We start from the raw sequence: 11,856 nt of genomic DNA on the forward strand, positions 1-11,856 counted from the left end.
TCATCCGCCGAGCAGTCGCCGGTACATCGCGAGGTACGCCTGCTGCTGGTGCTCCCACGACAGGTCACGCTCGACGCGCTCGCGTCCGGCGCGGCCCATTCGCTCCCGAGCGGCGTCGTCGGCGAGCAGCTTCGCGATCAGGTTCGCGAACTCGGTGACCTCGCCCCGCTTCGCGTAGCACGCCGCTGGGCCGGACATCACGCGGGTCTGCTCGGTATCGAACGCGACGTACGGGACGCCGAAGGCCATGTACTCGTGGCCCTTCACCGGCGACACGATGTCGTGGACGTTCGGTTCCAGCCCGAGGTCGGCCGTCGCCAGGTAGCCGAACACCTCCGGCTCGGGCAACCACCCGGTGAACTCGACGGCGCCGGAGACACCCAGCTCGGCGGCGAGCGACTCGGCGACCAGCCGGTACTCGCCGTCGCCGATGAACACGAACCGGCACTCGTCGCGGATCGGCGCGGGAAGCTCCGCGATGGCGGGCAGCACCAGCTCCAGCCCGTCCTGCGGCCCCATCAACCCAGCCCAGCAGCACAGGTACCGCTTGCCGTCCTTGAGCGAGGGGTCCGGACGGTGGCCGCGGACCCTCGCCAGCACGGGACCGTTGCCCACGACTGTGACCTCGCCGGTGGCTTCGCCGCCGCGGTCGCGGATCATGTCGCGCAGCGCGCCGTTCACGGTCACGATCCGGTCGGCCGCGGAGTAGCTGTGACGCTCGAACCACCGCAGGATCCGGTACATCGCATCGCGCCGGCCGTAGCGCATCTCGTACAGATCGGGCGTGAGATCGCGCTGGTCCAGCACCAGCGGGGCACCGAACAGCCGGAAAACCGCCCCGATCGCGAAGTAGATGTCCGGGGTCCCGCTGATCTGGATGGCGTCGAAGCGGTCGGTCAGGAACACCCGCAGCGCCAGCAGGGCGGCCATCACCCAGGAGTAGCCGTACTCCCACAGGTAACCGAGTTTGGAGCCGGCGTCGGCGGGGGCCCGGTACTGGTACAGGCGGACGCCGTGGCCGACCCGGCCGTCGTCGTTGTCCGGGTCGCTGCGGCAGATGACCGAGACCCGGTAGCCGGCCTGGCGCAACGCGGACACCTGCTTGCGCAACCGGTGATCACGGGCGATCGGGACGTTCTCCACGATCAGCAGGACGTGCTTCCCCCCGGACCGCGCGATCCGCTCAGTCGACATCGGAACCTCCCGGCAACTCGCCCAGCCCGATCCGGTCGCCGGCGACCTCGAACCGGGCGAGGGAGCCACGCCCGACCGGGATCCGCCAGGTCTCGTCGTCGATGCCGTGCAGTCTCGCGACCGCCAGCCGGATCATCACCGCGTGCGTGATCGCGACGACCGTCTCGCCGGGATGCCGGTGCCCGATCAGCCGCAGCGCGTCGATCATCCGGTCCTGCGCGTCGGTCAGCTTTTCGCCCAGCGGACAGGCGGCGCGGCTCGGCGCGGCCAGGTACAACTCGAACGCCTCCGGATCCCGGCGGCGCGCCTCCTCGGCGGTAAGGCCTTCCCACAAGCCGTAGTCGACGTTGTTCAGGCCGTGCAGGATACGGAGATCGGGCACCCTCGACTCGTCGGCGATGATCTGCGCCGTCGCGATCGTGCGCCGCAGCGGACCGGTGTACACCGCGGTCAGCCCTACCCCGGACAGCCGGCGCGCTGCGTCGACCGCGTCCTGGTAGCCCTGCGCGTCCAGCGGGACGTCCCGCCTGCCCCGGTACCGGTTCTCCACGTTCATCGTCGTGGTGCCGTGGCGGACCAGGTAGAGCCGGCAGCCGGCGGTCACGGCGCCCTCACCCGGTACGAGGCCGGGCTGGGCGAGAACTTGCTCGGTCATCGAATCCCCTCCCTTCTCACCGCGGCGACCCCCGATTCCTCGGTGGTTCTCGCCGGCCCGCCGGCCCCGCGGGCACTGGTCGCTGTCGGCTCGGCCACCGCGGGCGCTTCCCGCGGGCGGCCCACGTTGTCCAGGACACAGCCGATCAGCCTGGGCCGAAGCGGCTGGAGCCGCGCGGATGCCGCGGCCAGGTCACGCCGCGTGGTCCGGCCGGCATCCACCACCAGCAGGGCCAGGTTGGCGAACTCGGCCAGCACGCCGGTGACCGGGCCGGCCAGGACCGCGGGAGCGACCACGATCACCAGGTCCGCCCCGGCGGACACCGTGCCCAGCACCTCGCCGACCGCGCCGTCGCTGAGCAGGAGGTCGTCAGGACCGCCGATCGAGCCACCCGTGATGACGGTCAGCCCGTCGACCGGGCCCGTCTGCAGCGCCGCGACGAGGGTGGCCCCCTCCCGTATCACGTCAGCCAGTCCGGGATTCTCGTCCGGCAGGCCGAACATCGCACCGGGCTGAAGACCGGCCGGATCGGCCGCGACCAGGGTGACCGATAGTCCGGACTGCGCCAGTGACACCGCCAGGTTCGCCGCCACCACCGCCTGCCCGGCCTGGGCGGGGCTGGTGACCAGCAGGATCCTGCCGCTCGGCGGCCGGGCACGGGCGCTGCCGGCACGCAGGGCGTGAACCGTCGTGGCGCGCATGTCACGGTAAGCGCGGGCGGCGTCGCTGTCCGGGGCGTTCAGCGTGACCAGCCGGGCGTGCGGGTCGTCGCTGCCGTACCGCACCGCCGGTAGTTCTCCGATCACCGGCACCCCAGCCCGCTGCTCGACGTCGGTCACGCTGCGCAGGCGGTCATCGAGGCGGTCGCGCACGAAGGCGGTGCCCACCCCGAGCACCAGACCCACCAGCAGCGCGATCCCGACGTCGGTCAGGTGGTTCGGGTCGCTGGGCGAAGTGGGCAGCGCCGCCCCGGTAATGATCTCCGCCGACATGGCCGGTGTGCCCCGCTGGGCCGGAGCTTCAATCGCGGCCTGGTAGTTCACGTAGGCGGCCGCCAGGGCCTGGGCGGACTGCTGCGCTTCGGCCGGTGACCGCGAGGTGTATCCGAACCGCAGCACGTGCGTGTTCGGCGGTACGGTCACCGACCGGCCCTGCGCCAGCGCCTCAGGCGGCACGCCGAGCGAGTCGGCGGCGCCGGACAGGACGGCACCCGACGTGGCCACCGTCCGCTCGGTGCTCATGTCGGGCTGCTGTGGCGCCGACGAGACGGTGAACAGCCGGGGCAGGACGAGAACATCGGCATTCGCCGTGTACTCCGCGGGGCGCGAGAAGGAGTACGCCGTGGCACCTGCGGTGACCACCGCGGTCACCAGGATGATCCACAGTAGCTGGGCGCGCAGGAACATCGGGTCGCGTTGCTCGAAGGCTCGCCTCGTTCGCATCATGGTCGTCCTCGAATGGCGAGATCACGGGATTCGGATCGGTCTTCGGGTGCCCGCCAGGCGACGCCGGCCATGGCGAGCAACGCGAAGTACGTTTCGGCGGAACCGCGGTAGGTGAGGTGCGGATCGAAGATCATGAGCACGGTGATCACGACGGTGGCCACGAACACGGCGAGTGCGGCCACGCCCACCGCGTCCCGGTACCGGCGCGCCTGCCGCCAGGCGAACCGGATGGTGACACAGACCAGGAACGCGAAACCGGCGAGCAGCGGGATTCCGCCACCCCACAGCAGCCAGGTGTAGCCGCTTTCGATCCAGACGTAGCCCGTGCCCTGGGTCGGCGCCGGGATCCGGGCCGCCGGCTGGACGCCGAACAGGACGTTCGCGTCCGAGAACAGCCTCGGCCAGAAGTTGTTCTGGAGGTTGCTCAGCCGCCCCGTCCAGGAGGCCGGCAGCCCGGTGACCTGGTCGAAGCCGTTCAGCCGTTTCGCGATCACCGCCCGCAGCGCCACCGCGGCGAACCCGACCACTGGGGCGAACAGCCAGAACAGGCGCCGCTGTCCGGTCACCGCGACGAGGCAGCACACCCCGATCAGCAGCCCGAGCCAACTGGAGAACTCGCCCGCGGCCACCGCGCCGGTGACGAACAGCCCGCCGAGCAGGCTCAGCACGAGTCGGTGCCGCCGCACGAAGATCGCCAGGCCGGCCGCGATCGCCAGGTTGTAGATCATCAGGTCGGCGGTGGCCGCAGGCAGGCCGAGTGTCGAGCTGCCGCGGGAATTGTTCGCGAGATTCGTGTACCCGAACGGCGAGTAATAGGTCGCGACCAGCCGCGGCACACCGAACAGCCCGATCGACTGCAGGATCGCGATCGCGGCCACCACCGCGCCGGCCCCCAGTGCGATCCACAGGCAGCGCTGCACCTGCTCCCGGGTCTTGATACTGACCCGGACGATCGTGTAGATGCCCAGGAACTTCCACATCACCAGCGCGTACAGCAGGTCGTCCAGGCTGATGGGCCGCTCCCGCGCCACCATCCAGAGCAGTGGCACGACCGAGTTGGCCACCGCTACCAGCACGATCGCGATCTCGACGGGATGGATCTTCGGACGGAGGCGTTCCCCGGAGCGCCGCCGCAGCAGCCCGCGCACCGCGAGGGCACCACCCAGCAGCAGCGCCACCGCTTCCCCGGGGCGGAACAGCGGGATGACTTGGCCGCGGTCGATGCCCGCCACCAGAGGGGTGACGGCAACCAGCAGGTAGCCGGCCAGCGCCGGCCGGAGCACTGCGACCGCGACCAGCGCGCAGGCCAGCGCGCCCAGGATGGTCGGTAGCGGGGAGTAGGCCACCAGGGCCCCGAACCCGAGCGCGGCGCCCAGGACCGCGGCCTCCCGCCCGGTCCTGGCCACCGGGCGGGGTACGGCGAACCCGGTGTCAAACATCGCCGGCTCCCTGCCGGGCACGGCGCCGCCGGGTGACCATCTGCATCAATCCGCCGGTGAGGGCGCGAAGCTCCGAGGTGCGCATCGCGAGCTGGGTGGCGACGAACACGCCGAGGCCGGCGACCGCGGCGGCCAGCACGGCGCTCATCGGCCCGAGCGGCGGGCGGACGGCCGCGCCGACGCCCCGGGCCACATACAGCACGGGTGCCGCCATCAGCGCGGCGCCCAGGCCGATCTTCACCAAAGACGGCGAGACGCGGTGCGAAGCGGGGCCCAGCCGGCGTCGCAGCCGCAGGATCAGGTGCGTGGCGGCGACCGCCATGGCCGCCCCGTAGGCCGCACCGAGCACCGTGATCGTCGCACTGCCGTGCACCCGCAGAGCCAGACCCGCGAAGCTCAGGCAGCACACCGCCTGCAGCGCCATCGAGATCAGCGGGCTGGTGGTGTCCTTGCGCGCGAATGCGGCATAGCTGGCGATGGCGAATGCGGTCTGTGCGACCACCGCGAACGCCAGTGGGGCTATGCCCGCGGCGACCAGCGCGATGCCGTCGGCCGATCCCATCCTGCCGATCGCGACGGCCCTGGCGATCGGCTCGGCGAGCACCGCGTACCCGACCGCCGACGGCACCGCGATGAACAGACCGAGCGCGAACCCGCGCATCAGCGTGTCCCGGAAGCCGGCGAGGTCGCCCCGCAGGTCGAGGGTGGCGAGCCTGGGCAACAGGGACAGCGCGACCGGGGTGGCGCCGAGGGCGATGGCCAGGAAGTAGAAGTTGAGCGCGATCTGGAAGGCGACGACGCCCCCCGCGACCCGGTTCGCCAGGGCCAGCAGCGACAGAACCTGCACCGCCATCAGTCCGGCCTGGGCGATCGACGGCACAGCCCGGCGGACGAGTGCCCGCACCTCCGGATCCCGCCACCCGGCGCGCGGAAGCAGGGTGATGCCGGCTCGCCGGGCACCCCACCATTGCACGGCGGCGTGCAACGCGACCGCGCCGGTCGTGCCGAGCCCGAGCAACAGCAGTTCGGGCGTGGTGACGCTGTCGATCGTGGTCCGGTTGCCGAACAGCACCGCGGTGGCGCCGAGAACGGCGATGATGCCGAGGTTCTCCATCGCCGGCGCGGCCGCGGCCAGGGTGAACCGCCGCCGCGTGTTCATCGCCGAGGTCGCGGTGCCGACCACGCAGTAGCAGAACACCTGGGGGATGAACATGACCACCAGCACCCGGCCCACGTGCTCCTGCGAAGCCGTCGCTCCGGCCGCGGCGCCCGGCCCGGCGATCCGCAGCAGCAGCGGCCCGAACAGCACGGCCACCGGCGCGACGGCGGCCAGCGCCAGCAGCGTCAGGCCCAGGAACCCGCCGGCCACCCGCTCGGCCGAACGCAGGCCGCCGGTGTTCACGTGGCCGACCAGCGTAGGCACCAGCAGGGAGACGAACAACGAGCCGGCGAGGAAGCCGTAGTAGATCAGGTTGGGCAAGGTGTTGGTCAGCTGAAAGGTGTTGCCGAAGAAGGTCGGGCCGAGCACCGCCCCGATGACCGCCACCTTGACCACCCCGGTCACCCGGCTGGCCAGGGTGAACGACGCGACCCGGATCGAGTCCCCGGCCACGCCCGTGAACCGGGCAGGGGCTTCGTCTTCGCCGGGAGCCACCAGATCCGGCTGCTCGGACGGTCTCATCACGATCCGTCCGCGGACAGCACGACCACCACGGTCTTCAGCAGGATCCTGAGGTCCAGCAGGAAGCTCTGCCGCTCGACGTACTCCAGGTCGAGCAGCAGGCCCTGCCGCATGGTCAGCCGGTTGCGGCCGCTGACCTGCCACAACCCGGTGAGGCCCGGCCGGACCAGATAGCGGCGGTCATGTGCCGTGCCGAACAGCTCAGCCTCCCAGGGCAGCGCGGGGCGCGGGCCTACCAGGGACATGTCGCCGATGAGCACGTTCCACAACTGCGGCAGCTCATCGAGGCTGGCTCGCCGCAGCAACCGCCCAGCCCGGGTGATCCGGGGATCGTCTTCGAGTTTGTACAGGCCGCGCTCGCCCCCCGTCGGTGCGCCGGTGTCCTGAGCAAGCAGCTGGGCGACGTATCGCTGGTGCACGTCGTCGGAACATCCGGCGACCATGGTGCGGAACTTGTACATCACGAACGGCCGGCGGAACCGTCCGAGCCGGACCTGGCGGAACAGGACCCCGCCCCGGCTGGTGCTGAGCACCAGTAACCCGGTCGCGACCAGCAGTGGCAGGGTGAGCCCCAGCAGAAGCGCGGCCGCGGTCACGTCGAAGGCGCGTTTCACGGCGGCCCGCTGACGCAACTCCGCGGCGGCTGGAATCGCATCTGTCCCGCTGGTCATGCCGGCCGTCCCGGTCGCGTCGCCGCCCGCCGGTAGCGGCTGGCCGAACCGGGCACCGCCTCGACCCGGCTCTCGATCGAGCGCAGCTCACCTACCGGTCCGCGCACCGTGGCCGGGTTCCCGAACGCCACCGTGCCGGCGGGTATGTCGCGGGTGACCACGGCGCCGGCCCCGATCAGGCACCCGGCACCGATGCGCACGAACGGCAGGATGGTGACGTTGACGCCGATCTGCGCGCCGGTACCGATCGACGGCCCGGACATCAGACCGGCGGACGCGAGCTGCCCCGGGTACAGGTCGTTGGCGATGCTGACGCCGGGCGCGAGGAACGCCTCGCCGGCGATTTCGGTGAACTGGGCGATGTAGCAGTTGGCATGGATCTTCACCCGGTCGCCGATCCGGCAGCCGTGGTCGATGACGGTGTTGCTCCACACGGATACGTCGTGGCCGACCGTGCACTCCTCGCGAATGACCACGTTGTGGCCGGTCTCGAAGCGATCGCCGATCCGCGACCCGAGGTAGATCACACTGCCGCTGCGCAGGCGCGCCCCGGCTCCCAGGTGTGAACCGGTCGCGATCGGGCGGGCGGGCGGGTAGCCGATGACCACCCCCGCGTCGGACACGATGCCGTTCCCCAGCTCGATCTCAGGCATGGACCAGGCCCCTCACCGCGTACCGTTCGTGGATCAGCCGGATCGCCTCGCACACCTGTCCGATCTGGTCCTCGGACATGTGCGGGAACATCGGCAGCGACAGCAGTTCGGTGGCCGACCGCTCGGCCACCGGGAGCGGGCTGTCAGCGAATCTCTGGTAGGGCTCGTGCAGGTGGCACGCCGTCGGGTAATGGATCCCGGTGTCGACGCCCAGCGCGTCGAGCAGACGGCGGACCTCGTCCCGGTCCGGCACCCGCGTCACCGCGAGGTGGTACACGTCGCGTGCCTCCGGCCGGGTGCCGGCCATCCGGAACACCGTGCCGGCCATCGCGTCGCGGTACCGCCGGGCGATGGCGATCCGGGCCTCGGTCCACCGGTCCAGGTGGCGCAGCTTCGCCGACAACACCGCCGCCTGAAGCGCGTCCAGCCGGCTGTTGGTGCCCACCACCTCGTGGCGGACGTGGGAACCAGCGACCCGTCCGTGATCGTGCAGCGACCGGACCCGGTCGGCCAGCCGCGCATCCGAGGTCACCACGGCGCCGGAGTCGCCGAACGCACCGAGGTTCTTACCCGGATAGAAGCTGAAGGCCCCGGCCACGCCGAACGAGCCGGCGCGCCGGCCACCCCACGTCGCGCCGTGCGCCTGAGCAGCGTCCTCGATGACCGCGATGCCCGCCGGCCCGGTCACGGTGCTGATCGCGGCCGTGTCCACCACCTGTCCGTACAGGTGGACGACGATCACCGCCGCGGTGCGCGGGGTGATCGCCGCCCGCACCGACTCCGCGGTGACCAGCAGGGTGTCGGGAGAAACGTCGGCGAACCGCGGCACGGCGCCGGCCCCGCACACCGCTTCGGCCGTGGCCACGAAGGTGTTCGCGGGCACGACCACCTCGTCGCCGGCGCCGATGCCCAGCGCCGTCAGCACCAGGCGCAGCGCGTCGGTGCCGTTGCCCACGCCGACGCACTCCGTGGTGCCGCAGTAGTCCGACCATTCGGCCTCGAAGTCGGCCACCGCCCGCCCGCCGATGAAGGCGCTGCTCGCGATGATCCGCTGCCAGCGCTCGGCGACCTCCTCGGCGATTTCCCCGGTCATCGCGGCGAGGTCGGTGAACGGGATTCGGCTGGGCCGGTTCATCTCACGAGTCGTTTCGGCTCGGATGGACGGTCTCGTTCCGCGGGTGGGTTCTCGCGCCGCGCGAAGTAGTCACGGAGCCACTCGTGCGGATCCAGGCTGGGGCGGGTGTCGTGCGGGTAGCCGTTGGAAGCTCCGAGCAGGACGGCACGGCCGCCGAGCTCGTCCAGCATCACCGGCCGGTTGAGGATCAACGACAGCTGGGCCGCATCGAGAATCTCCACGACGGCCAGCCCGTTCCGCCCGTCGGTCGCCGGGGTGGTGCCGTTGCGAACGCACTCGGCGAAATGACGGTCCTCTATGGACAGCGGCTCGTCGAAGGCCACGTACGGGGAGAGGATGTCGCCGTACCGGTACGACATCGGCCGCTGGGACAGGTCACCCTCGACGCTGGGCAAGCGCACCCCCTTGTCCAGCACGCGAATCCGCTCATCCCCGGCGAGGTCGTTGTAGGTGGCCATCTTCTCGCTGCCGACAGCGGTCACCCGGCGCACCTTGTACGGATCGAGCCAGCTGACGTGGACATTCGCCGACAACCGGTGGTCGGCGTAGAACAGGCGAATGTAGGCGACGTCTTCCAGCCTCGCGTGGGCGTGCCGCGACGCCCAGGCCTGGACCGCGATAGGTGACTGTCCCACCACGAAATTGATGATCGAGAAGTCGTGCGGCGCGAGATCCACGATGACGTTCACGTCGCTCTGGTACAGGCCGAGGTTGAGCCGCGCGGTATCCAGGTAGTAGAGGTCGCCGAGCACCCCGCTCCGCACCAGGTCGCGCAGCTTCCACACCGCGGCGTTGTATTCGAACGTGTGGCCCACCATCAGGATGACGCCCGCCGTCTCGGCCGCGACGATCAGTTCGCGCGCGCCGGCCGTGGTCGCCGCAAGCGGCTTTTCCACCAGCACGTGCTTGCCGGCCGCGATGGCCTCCAGAGCCAGCGGCACATGCGTGGTGGGCGGAGTCGCGATCACCGCAGCGTCGATCTCGGGCAGCGCATCGGTCAGCGCGGTGAACGCGGCCGCGCCCGGATAGCTGCGCGACAAGCTCGACAGCCGCTCTTGCGCGCCGTCCACCAGGACGACCCGCTCGACCTCATCGATCGAGTGCAGCACCCGCACGTGCTTCGAGCCCCAGTAGCCGCAGCCCACAACTGCAACGCGCAGTCCCGAATCCTTGATCATCGATGATCGCAACCCCCACTGGTGCCTCTGGGTGCTCGGACAGCCTCGCACGGCTTGCGTGGACTGTAGGCAGGGTGAACGCCGGCTCACATCGTTCAGCTGTGGTACCCGGCCTCACCAATTTGGCGATCCCGTCTCCGCCGGAGCCCCGGCTACCCTGGCCAGCGCAGGTCAATTGCCGTGCGGCGCCGCCGGACCACCGGTCAGTGGCCGGCCAACCCGAGACGGGCGAACACATGCGACGACGCGACACCCGCGAACACCAGAGGCCGGGAGTGGTTCTGGCCAGGTATCCCGTCACCGTCCTGGCCGCGCTCGTCCTGGCCCTGTCCGTGGCCGGTGGCTGTAGCCGCGGCGGCCCGGCATCACGGTCCGGTCCGGTCAATCCGGTAAGCGTGGAAAACGCCCAGGCCGGCACCTTGACCTGGCGGCTGACGGAGAAGACGACAGACGACATCGCGAAGCAGATCGCCGGGTACGCATCCGCGACCAGTGTCAACATCGGCGAGGAGATCACCTTCCAGGTCACTGTCAACCCGGCGCAGGACTACTCGATCGACATCTACCGGATGGGGTACTACCAGGGGCTGGGCGGGCGGCTCATGCGCCACGTCCAGGACGTGCCCGGAATCCACCAGCCCGACTGCCCGATGGATCATCTGACCGGCCTGGTCGCGTGCGGGTGGGCGCCCGGATACCGGCTGACGATTCCCCCGGGCTGGACCAGCGGCGTCTACTTGGCCAAGCTGACGAACGCCGCCGGATTCGCCAGTTACATCATCTTCACGGTTCGGGACGACGCCCGCCACGCCGACCTGCTCTATCAGCAGAGCGTCACCACCTATCAGGCGTACAACGCCTGGCCCCGCGACACGCCGGGAGCGAGCGGCCACCCGGCGACCGGCAAGAGCTTGTACGAAGACGGCAGCTCGCTCGCACCCATCGGTCTGGGACCTCCGAGGGCCGTCATGGTCTCCTTCGACCGGCCGTACGCGAAGAACAACGGCGCGGGTGATTTCCTGGACTGGGAGTTCTACTACCTGCGCTGGCTGGAGAAGTCCGGGTACGACGTCGCCTACTCGACCGACTTGGACACCCATCGCAACGGGCGTATTCTGCGGAACTACAAGGGTTTTCTGTCCGTGGGTCACGACGAGTACTGGACCCGCGAGATGTACGACAACGTCACCGCGGCGCGCGATGCCGGGGTGAACGTGGGCTTTTTCGGCGCCGACGCGGTCTACTGGCAGATCCGCATGGCGCCGTCCGCGGCGGGCGTTCCCGATCGCATCCAAGTCTGCTACAAGGACGCGGCCCTGGACCCGGTGAAGGGGCCGACGAGCACGGTGCTCTGGCGCGACCCGCCGGCCGCCCGACCGGAACAGCAACTGATCGGCGTGCAGTTCACCAGTGCGCAGCCCTCCGAATCGGCTCCGGCCGCGTTCGTACCGGCCGGCGTCGAGAATTCGCTCTACCACGGCAGCGGGGCGACCGCCGCCACGCCCAGCGGGCACGTGGTCGGGTACGAGGCCGACCGCCAGTTCAGTGGCTCGCCTCTGCCGGACTCGGTTCCGGGGACGTATGCGTTGCTGTCCGACTCGCCGTACCTCAACGACGACGGCCGGATCGACCACCAGAACTCGGTGATCTACCAGGCGCGCAGCGGCGCATGGGTGTTCGGCGCCGGTTCGATCGAGTGGAGCTGGGGGCTCTACGACGACGCCCGCCACCACGAAGCGGACCCGGTGATCCAGCGCGTGACCGCGAACGTGCTGGACCGCTTCGTGCGACCCGCTCAGCCGTAG

At 70.5% G+C, this 11,856-nt stretch carries 10 protein-coding genes; 1 reads left to right on the forward strand and 9 read right to left on the reverse strand.

Annotation, left to right across the window (positions count from 1 at the left end; translation table 11 throughout):
- From FB470_RS27570 to FB470_RS27610, 9 genes are read right to left on the reverse strand one after another with little or no spacing between them, the layout of a single operon-like run.
- Complete coding sequence (locus FB470_RS27570) at positions 1-1,194, reverse strand: glycosyltransferase family 4 protein (protein WP_306996261.1); 1,194 nt, start codon at positions 1,192-1,194, stop codon at positions 1-3.
- Positions 1,184-1,849 carry a histidine phosphatase family protein gene (locus tag FB470_RS27575; RefSeq protein ID WP_306996263.1) on the reverse strand — a complete coding sequence of 222 codons (666 nt, stop codon included), beginning with the start codon at positions 1,847-1,849 and terminating at the stop codon, positions 1,184-1,186. Before FB470_RS27575 ends, FB470_RS27570 begins: the two co-directional genes overlap by 11 nt.
- Positions 1,846-3,294: a Wzz/FepE/Etk N-terminal domain-containing protein gene (locus FB470_RS27580; RefSeq protein WP_306996264.1), complete on the reverse strand. Its 1,449-nt coding sequence runs from the start codon at positions 3,292-3,294 to the stop codon at positions 1,846-1,848. The genes FB470_RS27575 and FB470_RS27580 overlap by 4 nt, the downstream gene beginning before the upstream one ends.
- Positions 3,291-4,733, reverse strand: a complete 1,443-nt coding sequence (locus tag FB470_RS27585; protein WP_306996266.1) for an O-antigen ligase family protein — start codon at positions 4,731-4,733, stop codon at positions 3,291-3,293. The genes FB470_RS27580 and FB470_RS27585 overlap by 4 nt, the downstream gene beginning before the upstream one ends.
- Complete coding sequence (murJ, locus tag FB470_RS27590) at positions 4,726-6,414, reverse strand: murein biosynthesis integral membrane protein MurJ (RefSeq protein ID WP_306999505.1); 1,689 nt, start codon at positions 6,412-6,414, stop codon at positions 4,726-4,728. The genes FB470_RS27585 and murJ overlap by 8 nt, the downstream gene beginning before the upstream one ends.
- Positions 6,414-7,085, reverse strand: coding sequence for a sugar transferase (locus FB470_RS27595; RefSeq protein WP_306996267.1), 672 nt, complete (start codon positions 7,083-7,085; stop codon positions 6,414-6,416). Before FB470_RS27595 ends, murJ begins: the two co-directional genes overlap by 1 nt.
- Positions 7,082-7,738 (reverse strand): acyltransferase, encoded by a 657-nt coding sequence (locus FB470_RS27600; protein ID WP_306996269.1) that lies wholly within the window; start codon positions 7,736-7,738, stop codon positions 7,082-7,084. Before FB470_RS27600 ends, FB470_RS27595 begins: the two co-directional genes overlap by 4 nt.
- Positions 7,731-8,873, reverse strand: a complete 1,143-nt coding sequence (locus tag FB470_RS27605; RefSeq protein ID WP_306996271.1) for a DegT/DnrJ/EryC1/StrS family aminotransferase — start codon at positions 8,871-8,873, stop codon at positions 7,731-7,733. Before FB470_RS27605 ends, FB470_RS27600 begins: the two co-directional genes overlap by 8 nt.
- On the reverse strand, positions 8,870-10,051 hold the full coding sequence (locus FB470_RS27610; protein WP_306996273.1) for a Gfo/Idh/MocA family protein: 1,182 nt from the start codon (positions 10,049-10,051) through the stop codon (positions 8,870-8,872). The genes FB470_RS27605 and FB470_RS27610 overlap by 4 nt, the downstream gene beginning before the upstream one ends.
- 101 nt (positions 10,052-10,152) lie before the next feature.
- Here FB470_RS27610 and FB470_RS27615 point away from each other — a divergent pair, with 101 nt between their 5' ends.
- Positions 10,153-11,856, forward strand: a complete 1,704-nt coding sequence (locus tag FB470_RS27615) for a N,N-dimethylformamidase beta subunit family domain-containing protein (RefSeq protein WP_306996274.1) — start codon at positions 10,153-10,155, stop codon at positions 11,854-11,856.

Origin of the sequence: Amycolatopsis thermophila (assembly GCF_030814215.1) — a bacterium.
Taxonomy (GTDB): Bacteria; Actinomycetota; Actinomycetes; order Mycobacteriales; family Pseudonocardiaceae; genus Amycolatopsis_E; species Amycolatopsis_E thermophila.